Source organism: Streptomyces sp. NPDC048604, from assembly GCF_043199435.1.
Taxonomy (GTDB): Bacteria; Actinomycetota; Actinomycetes; order Streptomycetales; family Streptomycetaceae; genus Streptomyces.
The window spans coordinates 1-17,788 of the sequence record NZ_JBICVX010000014.1 but is presented as its reverse complement, the minus strand read 5'-3'; the positions used below and the strand labels follow the sequence as shown (position 1 = coordinate 17,788).

The window sequence follows — 17,788 nt, the reverse complement described above, 5'->3', positions numbered from 1 at the left end:
GGTCCGGCACTCCTGTACAGAGTCGTTAAGGCATGCCTTACCTTGTGCAGGTGTCTGTGAAGCCCGTCGCCGAAGGGGCGGCCGCCCCGCCACTGCCCGCCGCACCACCTCCGCAAAGCCCGCGAGTTGGGGCGCGCACCCTCGTCGCGGCGCTCCTCACGGCCGCGCTGTTCGCCGCCGTCTGCGCCTCGTTGGCCATCGGCACGAAGTCCGTCCCGCTCTCCGACGTCCTGCACGCGATGGTCGGCGGCACGGACGGCGACGCCGTCGTGATCCGTGAACTGCGCATGCCCCGCACCTTCCTGGGCCTGCTCGTCGGCCTCGCGCTCGGCGCCGCCGGAGCCGTCGCCCAGGACATCACCCGCAATCCGCTGGGCGACCCCGGCCTCATCGGCATCAGCGCGGGCGGCTCGTTCGCGGTGGCCGCGGGCATCGGCGCGTTCGGGCTGACCAGTTCGTACCAGTACATCTGGTTCGCCTTCCTCGGCGGCGCGCTCGCGGGCCTGCTCGCGTACGCGGTCGGCGGCACCGGCTACGGCGGTGCCACGCCCGCCAAGCTGGCCCTGGCGGGCGCCGCCGTCACCGTGCTCCTCGACGCCGGCACCAACACGCTGGTCCTGCTCGACGTCCGCACCCTGGACCAGTACCGGTTCTGGGCCGTCGGCTCCCTGGCCGGACGGGACGCCCAACTCGGCGTCGAATTGCTGCCGTTCGTCGCCGTGGGCCTGCTGCTCGCGATCGGGCTGAGCGGCCGGCTCAACGCCCTCGCCCTCGGCGACGACCTCGCCACCACCCTCGGCACCAAGGTCCGCTCCACCCGCGCGCTCGGCGCCGTCGCGGTCATCCTGCTCACCGGCGCCGCGGTGGCCGCGGCCGGTCCCGTCACCTTCGTCGGCCTGGTCGTCCCGCACGTCGTCCGCGCGTTCACCGGGCCCGACGCCCGCTGGCTGGTGCCCTGTTCGGCGCTCGGCGGGGCCACGCTGATGCTCGCCGCCGACGTCGTCGGACGCATGGTCGCGCGCCCCGGTGAACTGGAGGCGGGCGTGGTCACCGCGATGCTCGGCGCCCCGTTCCTCGCCCTGCTGGTCAAGCGGGGCAAGCTCAAGGAGCACACCCGATGAGCATCCTCCGCCTCGAACTCGGCCCGTTCGGCGCGGCCCTGCGCCTCCGGGTGGCCCTCACCGTCCTCACGCTGGTCCTGGTGGGCTTCGCGGGCCTGGTGGCCTCGGTGTCGCTCGGCACGTACGCGATCCCCGTCGACGAGGTCCTGAACGCGGTCCTCGGCACCGGCGACGGCGCCGCCGACCTGATCATCCACGAACTGCGGCTGCCCCGCGCCCTCACGGCCCTGCTCGTCGGGGCCGCGTTCGGCCTGGCCGGCGCGGTCTACCAGGCCGTGACCCGGAACCCGCTGGCGAGCCCCGACCTCATCGGCATCTCGGCCGGCGCCGGAGTCGGCGCGGTGGGCGCCATCCTGATCGGCGGGGTCACCGCCGCCGGCGCGGGCACCTTCGCCGCGGTTCCGTTCGGCGCACTCGTCGGCGCGCTGACCACCTCGGCCGCGATCTACCTCCTGGCCTTCCGGGACGGCACGATCACCGGCTACCGGTTCGTACTCGTCGGCATCGCCGCGAACGGCGCGCTCGTCGCCCTCACGCGGTGGATGCTCGCCCGCGCCGACATCGACCAGGCCTCCCGGGCGATGGTGTGGCTCACCGGCAGCCTCAACGGCCGTGGCTACGAGCACGTCCAGTGGGCGGGCCTCGCCCTCGCGGTGCTGCTCCCGCTGACCGTCGCCCTGGCCCGCCCGTACCAACTCCTCCAGTACGACGACGACACCGCGCGCAGCCTCGGCGTCCCGCTGCGGCACGCCCGGATCGCGCTGCTCGTCCTCGCCACCTGCCTGACCGCCCTGGCGACCTCCGCCGCCGGCCCGATCGCGTTCATCGCCCTCGGCGCCCCGCAGATCGCCCGCCGGCTCGCGGGAACCTCCGGCATCCCGATGCTGTGCAGCGCGCTCACCGGCGCCGTGCTGCTGATCCTCGCCGACCTCGCCGCGCGGACCGCGCTGGCCCCGACCGAACTGCCCGTCGGAGTGCTCACCGGCGCCGTCGGCGCCCCGTACCTACTGCTGCTCCTCGCCCGCACCAACCGGGCCGGAAAGGGAGGCTGACATGACGGCCGACACGACCTCACAGCCCAAGCTCGCCGAAGCCGCGGCCGCCGCCCTGACCGGCACCGGCCTGCGCCTCGGCTACGGCGACCGCGTCGTCTCCCAGGACCTGGACCTGACCGTCCCCGCCGGGAAGGTCACCGCGCTCGTCGGCCCCAACGCCTGCGGCAAGTCCACCGCCCTGCGCGCCCTCGCCCGGCTCCTCAAGCCCTCCGACGGCGCCGTCCACCTGAACGGCGACGACATCGCCGGCCTGTCCGCGCGCGAGTTCGCCCTGCGGCTCGCCCTGCTGCCCCAGACGCCCAGCGCCCCCGACGGCATCACCGTCCGCGACCTCGTGGCCCGCGGCCGCACCCCGCACCAGCGCTGGTGGCGCCAGTGGTCGTCCGCCGACGAGGCCGCCGTCGACGCCGCCCTGACGGCGACCGGGGCCGCGGACCTGGCGACCCGTTCCATCGACGAGCTCTCCGGGGGCCAGCGCCAGCGCGTCTGGATCGCGATGGCCCTGGCCCAGGACACCCCGGTGCTCCTGCTCGACGAGCCGACGACGTACCTGGACCTGGCCCACCAGGTCGACGTCCTCGAACTCGTCGCCGAACTCAACCGCACCGACGGGCGCACGGTGGTGATGGTCCTTCACGAACTGAACCTCGCCTGCCGCTACGCCGACCACCTGATCGCCATGCGCGACGGCGACGTGGTGGCCGCGGGCGCACCCTCGGAGGTCGTCACACCCGACCTGGTCCAGGACGTCTTCGGCCTGCGCACCACGGTCATCCCCTGCCCCGTCGCCGGCACCCCCCTGGTCGTCCCGGAGGGAGGCCGCCGGACGGAACGGGTCTGACGGGGCCCTTGGTGCGCGGGCCGTGGCTGACGGACGGTCAGTCGAGAGCCGTGGCGGAGTAGCCGGCCGTGGCGATGGCGGCGGTGATCAGCTCGGCCGGGACGGGGCGGTCGAGTTCGACCACCGTGCGTTCGGCGCGCACGTCCGTGGTGCTGCTCGTGACGCCCGGGAGTTCTTCGATCTCGTCGTCGATGAGCAGGCCGCAGCTGTTGCAGTGCATGCCGGTGACGGCGAATTCGAGGCCCTCGGCGGGTCAGCCGCCGATCTGGAGGGTGGTCGGGGCGGCGCAGCAGCCACCGCCGTCATCGGCTACCTGCGCGGCCTCGGGCCGGTCGAAGAGGCCGGCGCCGCCGCAGGCCCCGGTCTCCGGCAGGACCAGCTCGACTCGCTCCGCGGACTCGCGGTCGCCGGCGATCGCGGCGACGACGGAGCGGACCTGCTCGTATCCGGTGAGGGCGAGGAAGGTCGGGGCCCGGCCGTAGGACTTCATGCCGACGAGGTAGACCCGGGGCTCGGGGTGGGAGAGCTCCTTCACGCCGTGGGGCTGGACGGTGCCGCAGGAGTGCTGGTTCGGGTCGATCAGCGGAGCGAGCCCGACCGGGGCCTGGAGGCGTTCGTCGAGGCCCAGGCGGAGCTCGCCGAGGAAGGAGAGGTCGGGACGGAAGCCGGTCAGGACGACGACCTCGTCGACCGGGTCGAGCCGCCGGCCGTCCTCGGCCACGAGGACCGGGCGGCCGTCGCCGTCGCACTCGACCGCCTCCGTACGGAAGCCGGTGACGGCGTCCGCGTACCCCTCGTCGAGGGCGGCCTTCGCGGCGAGGCCGAGGGCGCCGCGCGCCGGCAGCTGGTCGGCGGCGCCGCCGAAGGTGGATCCGGAGATGCCGCGGCGCAGGATCCAGGCGGCGTGCGTGCCGGCGCCCTCCTCGGTCTTCGCGAGATCGGCGAGGGAAGCGAGCGCGGTGAAGGCGGAGGCGCCGGAGCCGAGCACAGCGGTCCGCTTCCCGGCGTAACGGGCCCGTGCGGCGGGGTCCTCGAGGTCGGGGACGCGATAGGAGATCCGGGCGGCCGCCGCGCGCTCGCCGAGCGCCGGGAGCCCGTCGCCGCCGGCCGGGCTCGGGACGGCCCACGTACCGGAGGCGTCGATGACGGCGCGGGCGAGGATCCGCTCCTCGCGGCCGTCGGCGTACCGCACGTGGACGGTGAAGGGCTGGTTCTCGCGGTCGGCGTCGACGACGCGGTCCCGGCCCGAGCGGGAGACGCCGACGACCCGGGCGTCCACGCGCACCTTGTCACCGAGGACGTCCGCGAGCGGCTGGAGGTACTTCTCCGCCCAGTCGCCGCCGGTCGGGTACGTCCCCGCCTCCGGCTTCATTCAGCCGGTCGGGGCGAGGAGCTTCTCGGCGGCCGCGTCGGTGACCTCGCCCCACGGCGAGAAGAGCCGTACGTGCGCCCACTCGCGCACCGCCGCGCCCGCTCGGGAGCCCGCCTCCAGGACCAGCGGCTCCAGGCCGCGGTCCACGAGATGGGCGGCGGCGGCCAGGCCGACGGGCCCGGCCCCGATGACCACGACGGGAAGGTGCGAGGTGGCACTGATGCTCATGACGATTCCCTCGTGTTTCGATGTCCGTCGATGTCCTGGCTCCCAGCATGACCCCTGCTTCGACGGCCGGCAACATAGACACTCATCTATTCGATATGTGCCAACATAGACGTATGTCGATTACGAAGGCGTTGCCGCTGCTGGAGTCGGAAGCCGCCGCACCGCCCTGCTGCCCGCCGCTGAACGAGCGGCCGCTGACGGCCGAGGAGGCCGAGCGAACCGCCGTCATGTTCAAGGCGCTCGGTGACCCGGTCCGGCTGCGGCTCTTCTCCTCCGTCGCCTCGCACGAGGGCGGCGAGGCCTGCGTCTGCGACATCTCCGACGTCGGCGTCTCGCAGCCCACCGTCTCCCACCACCTGAAGAAGCTGAAGGAGGCCGGACTGCTCTCCTCCGAGCGGCGGGGCACCTGGGTCTACTACCGCGTCGAGCCCGCCGTCCTCGCGGCCATGGGGCAGCTGCTGAGCAAGGCCGCCACGGCGTAGTCCGAGGAGAGTTCTTTCGACGGAAGGGAACCCCGATGAGTACCTGGGTACCGGACTCCTGCACCCTGCCCACGAGCGAGCAGCCGCTGCGGGTGGCCGAGTTCGACGCCTTGTTCGCCGAGCGTCTGACGGACCTGTCCCGGCCGGACCGGCTCCGGCTGCGGCTGGTGCTCGCCGGTGGTGACGATGTGGAGGAGGCGGTGCGCGACCTGGTCGCGCGTGAGAGCGGCTGCTGCTCGTTCTTCACCTTCGCCGTCAGCCCCGGCCCGGAGCGGATCCAGCTGGACGTCTCCGTCGACGGCGCGCACGAGGCCGTGCTGGACGCGCTCCAGGAGCGGGCCGCCGCAGGACGTCACCCGGCCCGCTGAGGAGCAGCGGTACGGGCCGCCAGTAGGCTCACGCATCATGACCGTCGCACGTTCCGTCGCCCTGTTCGTCCTCGCCGCCCTCTTCGAGATCGGCGGCGCCTGGCTCGTCTGGCAGGGCATCCGCGAGCACAAGGGCTGGATCTGGGTCGGCGCCGGAGTCATCGCGCTCGGCCTGTACGGAGTGGTCGCGACCTGGCAGCACGACGAGAACTTCGGCCGCATCCTCGCCGCCTACGGCGGCATCTTCGTGGCGGGGTCCATCGCCTGGGGCATGGTCGCCGACGGCTACCGCCCCGACCGCTACGACGTCATCGGCGCCCTGGTCTGCCTCGCCGGCATGGCCGTCATCATGTACGCGCCCCGCAGCCACTGACCTTCGCCATGGCGCGAACGCAGTCAGGCGCCTCAACCACCCGCGCCGAGGGTGAGCTGACGATGGTGGAAGTCGAAGTGCCGGGTGGGGTACCGGTAGAGGTCCGCGAGGGTCATGAACTCCTGGAAGAACGGGTCCCACCGCACCGGAAAGTGCATGCCCCGCGCCAGATCGCGCTCGGACTCCCTCGCGAGCCGCCGCTGCAGCGACCCGGTGATCCGGTCGAAGGCGACGCCCATCCGTCGGGGCCCGAAGACCTTCACCGCCCCGCACGGCCCGAGGTAGTTGATGGCGTCGAACGGTCGCGTCCCCGCGTTCAGCACCCCGGCGAAGCCCTCGCTCGCGCTCCGCGGCAGCCGGCTGAAGCCGCGTACGAGGCCCAGCAGGACCCGGGTGACGAGGTAGCCGAAGAGCATGTGCCACAGCAGCTGCCCGTTGGTCCACCGGGTGCCGCTGGTCGGGCGGGCGAGGTCGGCCGCCGTCGCCCCGTCCAGGAGCGCGTGGAAAGTCCGGCGCGCCCCGGCGTACTCGTCGAGGACGGCCTGCCGGTCCCAGCCCCACTCTGAACGCTCGCCCATCATCACTCCACTCCGGGCCTGGATGATTCCCGCCCGGATGCACCGTGGAACCCGATGCTCTCGTTCAGCCCTCGGCGAGCAGCGGTCCGAAGGTCTGTGTCGCGAGGGCGACGGCCTCGGCCTGGCCGGTGATGCGGCCGGGGATACCGGGGTGGCGGCGCGCCCACGTCTCGGCGGTGGCACGGTCGGCGAAGAAGTTCAGGGCGTCGCAGCACACATCGGCCGCCGGGCCTTGACCCGGTCGCCGGCCGACGAAGACGACCGCGTCCTCGGGCTCCCACCGTGCCGTGCCGCCGGTGAAGGAGACCGTGACCGGGTGGCCGCTGACGGGGTCGGCCGAGGCGACCCGGATGTCCTGGCCGAGCATCGCGGCGATGCCGAGGGCGTCGATCGCGCACATCGACCACGCTTCCACCCCGTCGCCGAGCGTGACCCGGTGCGGCGTCTCGACCGCGGAGAAGGGGTACGCGGCTCGCACCCCGCCTTCGGCGTCGAGGACGAGGAAGTCCTCGGCGTCCAGCTCGGCAAGGACGTCGCGGGCGTTGCGGCCGGCCTCGGCGGCGACCGCTTCGAGATCGGACGCGTTCGGCGCGGCGCCGGTCGTGGCGAAGTGCCGCAGCACGGCCTGGTGGACGGCGCGCATCCCGCGCTCGGCGGGGGCGCGCCGGCCACGTCCCGCCCGCCCGATCGGATCAAGGAGCTCGTCGTCGCAGCACTCCTCCGCACCGGCGAGCACCCTCCGCAGCGCTCCGACGCCGGGCGCCCCGGCGGCCCGGCCCTCCTCGTCCCGGTACAGACGGCAGGAGACACTGGCCGGCGCGCCCGGCACGGCGAACGGGTCGGCGCCGTCGACGAGGACGGTCGGCGACCCGGTCATCCCCCACCGCGCGGCCTCCGCCTCGTCCCGTACCTCCACCAGCTCCACCTCCGCCTCGCGGCCGTCCAGCGCGGCGGTGATCCGCTCCAGTACGAGGGGGGCGTGGGGGCAGTCCGGGACGGTCAGCACGGTGATCCTCGGGGCGTTCATACGGCGACCGTAGACCTTCCAGTGCACTGGAAGGTCAAGTCGTACGCTGACGGTATGCGCATCGGAGAGCTCGCCGCGAAGGCGGGGCTGTCGACCAAGACGATCCGCTTCTACGAGCAGGCGGGCCTGCTGCCCAAGCCCCCGCGCACGTCCGGCGGCTACCGGGACTACCCGGAGCAGGCCGCCGGCCGGCTCCACTTCGTCCGCGACGCCCAGACCGCCGGGCTCACCCTCGCCGAGATCCGCTCGGTCCTCGCCCTGCGCGACAGCGGCCAGGCCCCGTGCGCCCAGGTCGGCACGCTCATCGACCAGCACCTCGCCGCGATCGAACTCCGCCTGACCGAGCTGCGCGAGGCCCGCGCCGCCCTGCGTGAGCTGGCCCGCCGGGCCGCCGTGACCGACCCGGACACATGCACGGACGGCGACATCTGCACCATCCTCACGCGCCCCGCCGGCTCACTCGGCGGTCTCGGCGGCCGTCGTCCTGCCGCTGCCGCGCACGAAGATGACGGCGACGAGGGCCAGGCCCACGGCCGTGCCGATCAGCTGCATGCCGATGAAGGCGGGGACGGAGGCGGGGGCGATGCCGGCGAAGGTGTCGGTGAAGGCGCGTCCGATCGTCACCGCCGGGTTGGCGAAGGACGTGGATGAGGTGAACCAGTAGGCGGCGCCGATGTACGAGGCGACGGCGACGGGCGCGAAACGGAGGCGGTCCGTACGGGTCAGGCCGAAGATCAGCAGGATCAGACCGGCGGTCGCCACGACCTCACCGAGCAGGAGGTTCCCGGCGGAACGGTCGTGCGCCGACCACTCCACCAGCGGCTCGCCGAACATCGCGTCCGCGAGCACCGCTCCGGCGACGGCGCCGACGATCTGGGAGGGGACGTGGACGGCGAGCTCGCGGGCGTTCACGCCCGCACCGCCGCGGCGGGCGGTCCACCACTCGGCCAAGGTGACGGCCGGATTGAAGTGCGCGCCGGACACCGGCCCGAACAAGACGATCAGGACGCCGAGGCCGAAGACGGTGGCGGTGGAATTGGCGAGGAGTTGCAGCGCGACGTCGTCGGTCAGCCGGGTGGCCTGGATGCCCGAGCCGACGACGATCGCCACCAGGGCGGCGGTCCCGACGAACTCGGCGGCGGCGCGGGCGATCAGGGGCGTACGGGGCGGGGTGGCGCCGGGCGCGGGCTGCGGGAGCACGTCGGCGGCTACGGCCTCGCTCGCGGCGGGCTCGGTGGCGGTCACGGGCAGGCTCTCTTGGCGTCGGCGTTGGCGCGGGCGGTGGCCGCCAGGTCGGCGAACTGGCCGGCGAGCGTGTCGATGACGTCCGGCTTGAGCCGGTAGTAGGTGAACCGGCCGCAGGGCTCCGTCTCCACGACCCCCGCCTCGCGCAGCACCTTCAGGTGGTTGGAGAGGTTGGTCTGCTTGGCACCGGTCTCCTCCACGAGATGGGTGGTGCACAGCGTCTCGCGGGCGAGCAGGGTCACGATCTGGAGGCGCAGGGGGTCACCCAGTACGCGAATCAGATCAGTATCGACTGACGTCATCATGGGCTGATACTGTCACATCATCCGGCGCTGATACCAGCCTGGGCTGACCTCGTTGAATCCAGGGAAGACCGAGGAACCGATGACCGCTCCGCTCGCCTCCGTGCTCTTCGTCTGCGTCCACAACGCCGGCCGCTCCCAGATGGCCGCCGGGTTCCTCGGCCACCTGGCCGGCGACCGGATCGAGGTCCGCTCCGCCGGCTCGCTCCCGGGCGACCGGGTCAACCCGGCCGCCGTCGAGGCCATGGCCGAGGTCGGCGTCGACATCTCCGGCCGGAAGCCGAAGGTCCTGACCACCGAGGCCGTCCAGGCGTCCGACTACGTCATCACCATGGGCTGCGGCGACGCCTGCCCGGTCTTCCCCGGCAAGAAGTACCTCGACTGGGCCCTCGAAGACCCGGCCGGCCAGGGCGTCGAGGCCGTCCGCCCGATCCGCGACCAGATCAGGGTCCTCATCGAGGGCCTCATCGCCGAGATCGACGCGGCTCGCTGACCCGCCTGACCGGGCACGCCGCTCATACGTCTCGCGACCGCAGCATCGCGCCGCCGGCCGCCAGCGCGCCGGTGGCCCACAGGGCCACCACGCCGAGGCCTTCCCAGGGACCGATCGGGAGCCGGTCGACACCGACCGTCGTCTGGACGGACAGCCCGGCGGTCATGGGGGCGATCTGCTGGAGGAGCCGCTGCCAGTCCGGGTCCGTGATCACCTGGGTGAGGATCGGGAAGAAGAAGAGCAGCCCCAGAACGATCCCGATCGCCGTCGCCGAGTTCCGCACGATCAGAGCGATGCCGAGGCCGAGCAGCCCGATCAGAGCGAGGTAGAGGACGGATCCCACGGCGGCGCGCAGCGTCTCCGGGTCGGCCGGCGACATCGGCGCGTACCCGTGCGCCTCGGTGAAGCCCCGGCCCGGCTGCACCAACCCGCCGACCAGCAGCGATCCGAGGACACCGACGACGCCGGTCACCAGCGTCACCGCGCTGAGGACGGCGGCCTTCGAGAAGAGGACGGTCAGCCGTCGCGGTACCGCAGCGACCGTGGTGTGCATCATGCCGGTGCTGTACTCGTTGCCGACCATCAGCACCGCGACGATCGCGACGACGACCTGACCGACCATGACACCGGTGAGGCTGAGCTTCGTGGCGTCCTCTCCACAGCCGAGGGCATCGCACCGGGCGGTCATCGCCACCGCGGCACCGACGGCCAGGGTCAGGGCCACGACGCCGAGCAGCAGCCAGCCGTTGCCGGGATCCGTCCGCAGCTTCACCCACTCCGCGCGGCCCGCGTACTTCAGACCCGCGGACCTCACTGCCGCGGACCTCAGTCCCGCGTACCTCATGCGTCCCTCCGGCGGATCAGGGCCAGGGCGCAGGCGAACGCAACGGCGGCGTAGGCGCACAGGACGGCGAAGCCCTCCCACGGCGCCAGCGGGAAGTAGCCGTGCGCCGGCGAATAGACGGTGACGACCTGGTCGTAGTGGGTGACGGTCTGCTGGACGGCGAACCCGGCGGCCGGTGTGACCGTCAGAAGCCAGTCCGCGGCCGCGGGGGGCAGGACGGATGCGGTGGCGAGCAGGTACGGCAGCACCATGCCGACGACCACGACGGTGACGGTCACGGCGCTGCGCCGCAGGATCGCTCCGACCGCCAGGGCGAACACGCCGGCGGCCGCGAGCAGCAGCCCCGTTCCGACGACGACCCGCAGCTCGGTCGACGCCGGCACCGTCAGGACGGGAAAGCCGTTCGCGAGAGACCGTGCTCCACCGAAGGGCAGCATGACGGCGGCTGCGAGCGTTCCGGCGAGGAAGGCCGCGCAGCCCACCACGAGGGCCTTCGCCACCAGCACACGGCCTCGGCGCGGACTGGCCGCGAAGGTGACGCCGATCAGGCCTCGCCGGTACTCGACGGTCACGTAGCCCGCGGCCACGACGACCATCACGATCAGTCCCGCGAACGCGCCGACGAGGAAGTTCGAGGGGATGCGCACGCCGCTCGCGGCAGGTCCGCCGACCACCGGTGCGATGTCACCGGCGCCGGTGAGGCGGTAGCCCGTGCCGGACGGCAACGGCATCACCTCGCCCTTCGTCGACCGGCTGTAGCTGCCGTTCGTGCCGGCGCCGTCGCCGACCTGCCGGTCCTGCCAGGCGTCGCCGCTCCACCCGCCGCTCAGGACGGGGGCGCTGAACGAACCGGTGGCGACGGCGGGGTTGAACCCTGTCCCCGTACCGGTCTCCTCCGTGGCCGACGGCGAGGTCACGAACAGTCCGACCTGCGGCGCATCCGAGAGTCCGGAGAGGCGGGCGGTGCCCACCTCGTCCCACGTGCTGCCGTCCGTCGACTGATATCCGGTGACGGTCTCGCCGGAGCGCTCCAGCCGCAGCCAGCGCGGCGCGTCCGCCGACACCGGGCCGGGCAGCCCCGCCGTGTCGTGCGTGTAGTCGTACTGCATCCGCACGCCGTGGTCGCCGGTGACCATCATCGCCGCGTACGACGACCCCGGTTCGAGGGAGTCCTTCACGATGATCCCGGCCTTGGCCCAGGGCGCGAGACCGGGCTTGTTCTCCGTGGGCGTCGCCGCGACCAGACCGGTCAGCGACGACACGGACACCGTGATGACGCCGTCGCCCTTCAGCGGCTGGTGCATGAAGAAGAAGGCGTCGTTGACCGCCTCACCGGAGGGACCGACGGGCAGCTTCGACGCGGTGCCGCCTCCGTCGTTGCGCTGGGCCGTCGCGAGCAGACCGACCAGGCAGATGACGACCAGCGCGGCGAAGGTGCCGAGCGCCCAGCCGCGCACGGTCCGGAACTTGGTCCACTCCGCGTGCAGTACGCGTCCGAAACCGCCCACGACGCTCGCGCCGCCGCCCGACGCCGTCGTCTTCATCGTCACCGTCATCGTCCGGGCTCCTCGGTGACGACCCCGCGGTATTGCACGGAGTCCCGGGTAAGTTCCATGTACGCCTCTTCCAAGGACGCACGGTACGAGGAAACTTCGGAGAACGGCACCGCGTTCGCGCCGAGCACGGACACGGCGTCCGCGGCCGCCAGGCCGGTGACGCTGAGCGTGTCACCGCCCGTGGAGCTCACCGTCGCACCGGCCCGCGCGAGCACGGCCATCGCCTGCGTGAGAGCCGGCGTGCGCAGGGTGACGCGTCCCTCGGACACCGAGGCGAGCAGCTCGCGCACGCTCATGTCGGCGACGACCTTGCCCCGCCCGACGACGATCACGTGATCGGCGGAGTCCTGGAGTTCGCTCATCAGGTGACTGGACACCAGCACGGCGCGGCCCTGTTCGGCGAGCGACGCCAGGAAGCCCCGCATCCACATGAAGCCCTCGGGGTCCAGGCCGTTGAACGGCTCGTCCAGCATGAGCATCGGCGGGTCGCCGAGCAGCGCGGCCGCGATGCCCAGCCGTTGCCGCATCCCCAGGGAGAAGCCGCCCGCCTTGCGGCCCGCCACGTCCTGGAGGCCGACCCTCCGTATCGCCTCGTCCACCGCGGCGGCGCCGAGCCCCTGCGAGTGGGCCAGCCACAGCAGATGATGGCGGGCGGACCGGCTCGGCTGCACGGCAGCCGCGTCGAGCAGCGCGCCCACGCTCTTGAGGGGAGCGCGCAGCGCCCGGTACGGCCGCCCACCGACCAGCGCGCTGCCCCTGTCCGGCCTGTCCAGGCCGAGGATGACCCGCATCGTCGTGGACTTCCCGGCCCCGTTCGGCCCGACAAAGCCGGTGATCCGCCCCGGCCTGACGGAGAACGACATTCCGTCCAGCGCCTGAGTGCCGCCGAAGCGCTTGTAGACGTCCCTGACCTCGATCACGGCTTGTGCCTCATCGATTGTCTTCTCCATGGAAGCGAGGCTAGGGAAGGAAGTCGACGCGGGTCGTCACGGCAAGGAGCGAAGGTCCACGGTGCACGCGCGAGGGGCAAGGAGCCCGCCCCTCCCCCGTACGAGCCAGGCGCGGCCTCCTACCTGAGGATGAGCCCGCCCAAGGTTTGCAAGGGGATCGCGGGCCCTAGTCGGTCCTGCGGGATCCCGGGACGACGAGTCCCGTTTCGTACGCCGCGATCACGGCCTGGGTGCGGTCCCGGAGGCCCAGTTTGGTCAGTGTGCGGCTGACATGGGACTTCACCGTCTCCTCGGTGACGAAGAGGCGGGCGGCGATCTCGCCGTTGGACATGCCTTCGGCGACGAGCAGCAGTACCTCGGTCTCGCGCGCCGTGAGCGCCGTGAGGGCGGCCGACGGCTGGGACGGGGTCCTGGCGGGCAGTTGGGTGAACTCGCTGATCAGCCGGCGGGTGACCCCGGGGTCGAGCAGGGCGTCTCCGGCGGCGACGACGCGCACGGCGTCGAAGAGCCGCTCGGCGGTGGCGTCCTTGAGCAGAAAGCCGCTGGCTCCGGCGCGCAGGGCGTCGTAGACGTACTCGTCCAGGTCGAACGTCGTCAGGATGAGGACGCGTGGCGTCTTCGCTCCGTCGGGCGCGTCGCCGAGGAGCCGGCGGGTGGCCTCTATGCCGTCCATCTCCGGCATGCGGATGTCCATGAGGACGACGTCCGGGGACACCTCGCGGCAGACACGGACCGCGTCGACGCCGGTGGTGGCGGTCTCGACGATGGTGAATTCCGGCTGGGAGTCGAGGAGTGCGGCGAATCCGGTGCGGACGACCAGGTGGTCGTCCGCGATGACGACGCGGATCGGTGTCGGCGGGGAGCTCATATGGTCCGTTCCGGTTTGGCGGGGAAACTGGCCTCGACGAGGAATCCACCGGAGTTCGCCGGACCGGTGCGGATCAGCCCTCCGACCGCGGTGACCCGTTCCCGCATGCCGAGCAGGCCGTAGCCACCGTCCGGAGTCGCGGCCGGCGCTCCGGGGCCGTTGTCACGGACGCTGAGGTGCAGGGCGTCGTGGGCGTAGTGGAGTTCGACGTCGACCGGTGCGCCCACGGCGTGCTTGCGGGCGTTGGTGAGGGATTCCTGGACGACGCGGTAGGCGGCCAGTTCGATTCCTGGACTCATGGGGCGCGGGTATCCGCTGAGGATGATGCGGATCGTGGCGGTGGAGGCTTTGCGGGCCTCGTCGAGCAGGTCGTTGAGCTGGGTGAGGTCCGGTTGCGGCCTGCGTTCGCCACCGGTGGCGGGCTCGTTGTCGTCGCGCAGTACGCCGAGCAGGCGGCGCATCTCCGTGAGGGCCGCGCGGGCGGTGTCGCCTATGCCGAGCAGCCGCTCGCCGCCTGCGGCGGGCATGCCGGGGGTGGCCACGCGGGCCGTCTCGGCCTGCACGGCGATCATGGAGACGTGGTGGCCGACGACGTCGTGCAGTTCTCGGACGATACGGGCGCGCTCCTCGCGGGCGGCGTTCTCCCACTGACTGCCCGCCATGACTTCGCGCATGGCTTCGTGTTCGCGGTCTCGTTGTTGTGCGCGTCGGGCGAGGCCGGCGAAAGCGGCCATCGGGGCCAGCGAGACGAGGAGAAGCGTGCGCACCCGGTGGTCGGCATCCGCGGATCCGGCCAACTCCAGTGCGAGGAACGGCATGCTGAAGAGCATCGCCGCCAGGACGTGTCCACAACGGCCGAGCCGGTACTGGGCGATCAGCTGGGCGGCGAAGCCCGCCAGCGTCACCGTATGGAAGATCGCGAGCGAGCCGAAGCTCGCAACGGTCACCGTGAATCCGGCGAGAACGGGCCGCAGAAGAGCCAACGGCAGCCCGGTACACAGGCACAACAGCCCGATGACCATGGCAAGTTGAACACCCCCGACACTTCCCCTCCCGGAAGCGTCCTGAGCGGCTTCCGCGAACATCCAGGGGATCGACCCGCGGACGGCGACCAACTCGGCAAGCGATTCGGCGATCGCGAGCACACACAGCGCCGAGATGAACACGGCGCTGCGCGGAAGTGACAAGACCCGCCGCAGACTTCCGGTCCAGCGGTCACGCCAGGCGGTCGCACGGTTCACGCCGGTCATTATGGCAGCGGGCCCTCTGCGCAGCCGTCCCTCCGAGCAGTGATCACGTACTCCCTCGCGCGAGGGGCAGAGGCATCACTCGCGCGAGGGAGAACGAACGTCGTCGACCGAGCGTCAGGTCAACGGCTCTTGTCGGCGGGCTCCAGAATCGCCACGCACTCCACGTGATGCGTCATCGGGCTCTCCGCCGGTGGTGAGCAGGGTGCGCAGGGAGCGGCCGGCGGCCAGGTCGTCGAGGGCGGCCTGGGCCTCGTCGAGGGGGCGGCGGGCGGAGATCATGGAGTCCAGGTCGAGCCGGCCGTCCATGTAGAGGTCGACCAGGTGCGGGATGTCCTGCTGGGGGTCGACGGATCCGTAGTTGGAGCCGAGGACACCCTGGTTGGCCTCGGCCAGGGCCAGCGGGTCGAAGCGGGCGGTGAAGCCGGCCGGGGGCAGGCCGACGATCACGGCGGCGCCGCCCTGCCCGAGCGAGGCGATGGCCTGTTCGGTGGTGGTGATCTTGCCGATGGCGTCGAAGACGTAGTCCAGCCCTTCCGGAACGGCGGCCTTGAGCGCCCGGACGGCGTTCACCCGCGAGGCGTCGACCGTGTCGGTCGCACCCAGGTGGCGGGCCGTGCGCAGCTTCGCACTGTCGATGTCGACGGCGACGATCCGCGAGGCGCCGGCCAGGCGGGCGCCCTGCACACAGGACAGGCCCACACCGCCGCAGCCGATCACCGCGACGGTCGCGCCCACCTCCACCCCTGCGGTGTTACGGACGGCTCCGACACCGGTGGCGACCGCGCAGCCCACCAGGGCGACGGCGTCCAGCGGGGCGTCGCGCCGGATCCGTACCGCCCCGGATGCGGGGACCACCACGCGCTCGGCGAAGGACGAGACGCCCAGGTAGTGGTGGAGCATGGCGCCGTCACGGCTCCAGCGGCTGGTGCCGTCGAGCAGGACGCCGCCGGGGGCGACGACGGTGGCGACCGTTTCACACTGCCACGGGCGGCCGAGCCGGCATTGGCGGCACGTTCCGCAGCTCGGGACCCACGAGAGCACGACGTGGTCGCCGACCTCCAGGCCGGTAACGCCCGCACCGAGGGCGGTGACGACACCGGCGCCCTCGTGACCCAGCACCGCCGGCACGGGGACGTCCCACTCCCCCTTCAGCACGTGCAGGTCGGAGTGGCAGACACCGGCGGCGGCGATCGCCACCTCGACCTCCCCCGTGCCGGGGGCGGCCAGCTGGACGTCGGTGATCTCGACGGGTGCTCCCGGGCGGGTGAAGACCGCGGCACGCACGGTTCGGCCGGGGCGGATGGAGGGTGTGCTCATGTCGTTCTCCAGGATTCGGCCGTTGCCGGGAGGTTCGGAACGAGGCTGGGAAGTGAACCGGCACAGGACGGCGGCATGGGTGAGGCAAGACGCCTCGCGGTTTAGTAGCACTAAACTTCCCTCGTAATGTTTTACACCGCTAAACTCGATCGAGGGAAGACCCCACCCGCCTCACCGCGCCCGGAACGGGTCGCCAGCAGGAAGCGAGTCACCGTGACGCCCTCCCCCGCGCAGCCCCAGGACGCGGCGCAGGACAGCTCTGACCCCCGCATGTCCCGGCTCGGCCCCAAGCTGCGCGCTCTCCGGCAGCAACGGAGGCTCACCCTCCAGGCGGTGGCGGACAGCGCCGCCGTCACCAAGGGCTTCCTGAGTCTCGTGGAGCGCGGGCGCACCACGATCTCGGTGCCGACCCTGCTGCGCGTCTGCGAGGCCCTCAGCATCTCGGTCGGCTCGTTGTTCGACTACCCCGACGAGGCCGTGGTCCGCAGCGGCCTCGGGGCTCCGCTGGAGATGGGCGGCGAGGGGATCCACGAGTACCTCCTCACACCCGCCACCGAACAGCACGTCCAGGTGATGCGCACCGTCCTCGATCCGGGCGGTGGCTCCGGCGGCGCCTACACCCTGGACTCCGAGACGGTGTTCGTGGTCGTCGTTCGCGGCAGCCTCCACCTGGCCGTCGACGGCCAGGACATCCAGCTGGAGGCGGGGGACTCCCACACCTTCTCCGCCCGCTCGGCGCACGCCTGGGACAACCCGGCGGCCGTCGAGGCCGAGGTGCTGTGGTCCATCGCCCCGCCCATCCCCCGCGAGCAGTCGCAGCGCGTCCACGACGCCTCCTGAGGCCAGGGGCGGAACTCGCCGCAGCCCTCTCGTACCTCCACCGCACCCACAACCGATCCGTCCACTTCACAACCTGACACAGCCTCGGCACAGGGCAGGCAGTCACCCCGACCGCCGCTGCCCGGTCCTGCCATGGCTCGTGCCGGTCAAGGCCTACCCCTCACCGGTCGCCGGACCCGGCGTCCGGAGCCTCGATTGAAGGAGCAGATGCCCGATGAGCGAGCTCAAGATCCTGCGCAACCACGTCAACGGCGCGTTCACCGACGCGGCCGACGGCCGCACCACCTCCGTCCTCGACCCGACGACCGGCGACGCTTACGCCACCGCCCCGCTGTCGGCCCAGGCCGACGTCGACGCGGCCATGGCCGCCGCCGCTGCCGCGTTCGAGACGTGGCGGGACACCACCCCGTCGCAGCGCCAGCTCGCCCTGCTCCGGATCGCCGACGCGATCGAGACCCGCGCGGACGAACTCGTGGCGGTCGAGTCCAGGAACACCGGAAAGCCCCTCGCGCTCACTGCCGCGGACGAGGTCCCGGCCATGGTGGACCAGATCCGCTTCTTCGCGGGCGCCGCCCGGCTGCTGGAGGGCAAGTCCGCCGGCGAGTACATGGAGGGCATGACCTCGATCGTCCGCCGCGAGCCGGTCGGCGTCTGCGCCCAGGTCGCGCCGTGGAACTA

At 72.3% G+C, this 17,788-nt stretch carries 19 protein-coding genes and 3 pseudogenes; 10 read left to right on the top strand and 12 right to left on the bottom strand.

All coding sequences use genetic code 11. The annotated features are described in order from the left end of the window. The first annotated feature begins 50 nt into the window (after positions 1 to 50). Genes ACGFMM_RS26740 through ACGFMM_RS26730 form a run of 3 tightly spaced genes read left to right on the top strand, consistent with a single transcriptional unit; the run spans position 51 to position 3,017 of the window. Complete coding sequence (locus ACGFMM_RS26740) at positions 51 to 1,121, top strand: FecCD family ABC transporter permease (RefSeq protein ID WP_393648994.1); 1,071 nt, start codon at positions 51 to 53, stop codon at positions 1,119 to 1,121. Next, positions 1,118 to 2,173 carry a FecCD family ABC transporter permease gene (locus tag ACGFMM_RS26735; protein ID WP_393648993.1) on the top strand — a complete coding sequence of 352 codons (1,056 nt, stop codon included), beginning with the start codon at positions 1,118 to 1,120 and terminating at the stop codon, positions 2,171 to 2,173. Before ACGFMM_RS26740 ends, ACGFMM_RS26735 begins: the two co-directional genes overlap by 4 nt. Position 2,174: 1 nt before the next feature. Further along, complete coding sequence (locus ACGFMM_RS26730; RefSeq protein WP_393648992.1) at positions 2,175 to 3,017, top strand: ABC transporter ATP-binding protein; 843 nt, start codon at positions 2,175 to 2,177, stop codon at positions 3,015 to 3,017. 37 nt (positions 3,018 to 3,054) lie between these two features. On the opposite strand, the pseudogene ACGFMM_RS26725 reads toward ACGFMM_RS26730, so the two are convergent. Together ACGFMM_RS26725 and ACGFMM_RS26720 are read right to left on the bottom strand one after the other, a co-directional pair. Beyond that, positions 3,055 to 3,240: pseudogene (locus ACGFMM_RS26725) on the bottom strand (heavy metal-associated domain-containing protein); the annotation flags it as partial. Between the two features lie 30 nt (positions 3,241 to 3,270). Then, positions 3,271 to 4,617, bottom strand: a pseudogene (locus ACGFMM_RS26720) (NAD(P)-binding domain-containing protein). A 113-nt stretch (positions 4,618 to 4,730) separates the two neighbouring features. Between ACGFMM_RS26720 and ACGFMM_RS26715 the strand changes: the two are divergent. Genes ACGFMM_RS26715 through ACGFMM_RS26705 form a run of 3 tightly spaced genes read left to right on the top strand, consistent with a single transcriptional unit; the run spans position 4,731 to position 5,840 of the window. Further along, entirely contained in the window at positions 4,731 to 5,099 is a 369-nt protein-coding gene (locus tag ACGFMM_RS26715; RefSeq protein ID WP_393648991.1) for an ArsR/SmtB family transcription factor, read from the top strand. 35 nt (positions 5,100 to 5,134) lie between these two features. Further along, positions 5,135 to 5,467 (top strand): hypothetical protein, encoded by a 333-nt coding sequence (locus tag ACGFMM_RS26710; protein ID WP_393648990.1) that lies wholly within the window; start codon positions 5,135 to 5,137, stop codon positions 5,465 to 5,467. Between the two features lie 37 nt (positions 5,468 to 5,504). After that, positions 5,505 to 5,840, top strand: a complete 336-nt coding sequence (locus ACGFMM_RS26705) for a YnfA family protein (RefSeq protein WP_393648989.1) — start codon at positions 5,505 to 5,507, stop codon at positions 5,838 to 5,840. Positions 5,841 to 5,872: 32 nt separating this feature from the next. Here ACGFMM_RS26705 and ACGFMM_RS26700 read toward each other — a convergent pair whose 3' ends face one another. Both ACGFMM_RS26700 and merB read right to left on the bottom strand, forming a co-directional pair. Further along, positions 5,873 to 6,418, bottom strand: coding sequence for a DinB family protein (locus tag ACGFMM_RS26700; RefSeq protein ID WP_393648988.1), 546 nt, complete (start codon positions 6,416 to 6,418; stop codon positions 5,873 to 5,875). A 64-nt stretch (positions 6,419 to 6,482) separates the two neighbouring features. After that, on the bottom strand, positions 6,483 to 7,445 hold the full coding sequence (gene merB / locus ACGFMM_RS26695; RefSeq protein WP_393648987.1) for an organomercurial lyase: 963 nt from the start codon (positions 7,443 to 7,445) through the stop codon (positions 6,483 to 6,485). 54 nt (positions 7,446 to 7,499) lie between these two features. On the opposite strand from merB, the pseudogene ACGFMM_RS26690 reads away from it, so the two are divergent. Further along, positions 7,500 to 7,811: pseudogene (locus tag ACGFMM_RS26690) on the top strand (heavy metal-responsive transcriptional regulator); the annotation flags it as partial. A gap of 90 nt (positions 7,812 to 7,901) precedes the next feature. On the opposite strand, the gene ACGFMM_RS26685 reads toward ACGFMM_RS26690, so the two are convergent. Together ACGFMM_RS26685 and ACGFMM_RS26680 are read right to left on the bottom strand one after the other, a co-directional pair. Next, a complete protein-coding gene (locus tag ACGFMM_RS26685) occupies positions 7,902 to 8,690 on the bottom strand; it encodes an aquaporin (protein ID WP_393648986.1) in 789 nt (262 codons plus the stop codon). Further along, positions 8,687 to 8,995, bottom strand: a complete 309-nt coding sequence (locus tag ACGFMM_RS26680; RefSeq protein WP_393648985.1) for an ArsR/SmtB family transcription factor — start codon at positions 8,993 to 8,995, stop codon at positions 8,687 to 8,689. The genes ACGFMM_RS26685 and ACGFMM_RS26680 overlap by 4 nt, the downstream gene beginning before the upstream one ends. Positions 8,996 to 9,074: 79 nt before the next feature. Between ACGFMM_RS26680 and ACGFMM_RS26675 the strand changes: the two genes are divergently transcribed. Beyond that, complete coding sequence (locus ACGFMM_RS26675; RefSeq protein WP_393648984.1) at positions 9,075 to 9,485, top strand: arsenate reductase ArsC; 411 nt, start codon at positions 9,075 to 9,077, stop codon at positions 9,483 to 9,485. Between the two features lie 22 nt (positions 9,486 to 9,507). On the opposite strand, the gene ACGFMM_RS26670 is transcribed toward ACGFMM_RS26675, so the two are convergent. The 6 genes from ACGFMM_RS26670 to ACGFMM_RS26645 all read right to left on the bottom strand — a co-directional run bounded on the left by ACGFMM_RS26670 (position 9,508) and on the right by ACGFMM_RS26645 (position 16,270). Then, complete coding sequence (locus tag ACGFMM_RS26670; protein ID WP_393648983.1) at positions 9,508 to 10,299, bottom strand: ABC transporter permease; 792 nt, start codon at positions 10,297 to 10,299, stop codon at positions 9,508 to 9,510. A 26-nt stretch (positions 10,300 to 10,325) separates the two neighbouring features. Next, positions 10,326 to 11,885: an ABC transporter permease subunit gene (locus tag ACGFMM_RS26665; RefSeq protein WP_393648982.1), complete on the bottom strand. Its 1,560-nt coding sequence runs from the start codon at positions 11,883 to 11,885 to the stop codon at positions 10,326 to 10,328. After that, the gene (locus tag ACGFMM_RS26660; RefSeq protein WP_393648981.1) at positions 11,882 to 12,835 is read right to left on the bottom strand and encodes an ABC transporter ATP-binding protein; all 954 of its coding nucleotides are present in this window, start codon (positions 12,833 to 12,835) and stop codon (positions 11,882 to 11,884) included. The genes ACGFMM_RS26665 and ACGFMM_RS26660 overlap by 4 nt, the downstream gene beginning before the upstream one ends. Before the next feature lie 166 nt (positions 12,836 to 13,001). Beyond that, positions 13,002 to 13,703 (bottom strand): response regulator, encoded by a 702-nt coding sequence (locus ACGFMM_RS26655; RefSeq protein WP_393648980.1) that lies wholly within the window; start codon positions 13,701 to 13,703, stop codon positions 13,002 to 13,004. After that, positions 13,700 to 14,650, bottom strand: a complete 951-nt coding sequence (locus ACGFMM_RS26650) for a sensor histidine kinase (protein WP_393648979.1) — start codon at positions 14,648 to 14,650, stop codon at positions 13,700 to 13,702. The genes ACGFMM_RS26655 and ACGFMM_RS26650 overlap by 4 nt, the downstream gene beginning before the upstream one ends. Positions 14,651 to 15,067: 417 nt before the next feature. Beyond that, entirely contained in the window at positions 15,068 to 16,270 is a 1,203-nt protein-coding gene (locus ACGFMM_RS26645) for a Zn-dependent alcohol dehydrogenase (RefSeq protein ID WP_393648978.1), read from the bottom strand. Between the two features lie 213 nt (positions 16,271 to 16,483). Here ACGFMM_RS26645 and ACGFMM_RS26640 point away from each other — a divergent pair, with 213 nt between their 5' ends. Continuing rightward, entirely contained in the window at positions 16,484 to 17,110 is a 627-nt protein-coding gene (locus ACGFMM_RS26640) for a helix-turn-helix domain-containing protein (RefSeq protein ID WP_393648977.1), read from the top strand. A 214-nt stretch (positions 17,111 to 17,324) separates the two neighbouring features. Continuing rightward, the coding region (locus ACGFMM_RS26635) for an aldehyde dehydrogenase family protein (protein WP_393648976.1) at positions 17,325 to 17,788 on the top strand (464 nt) is incomplete at its 3' end.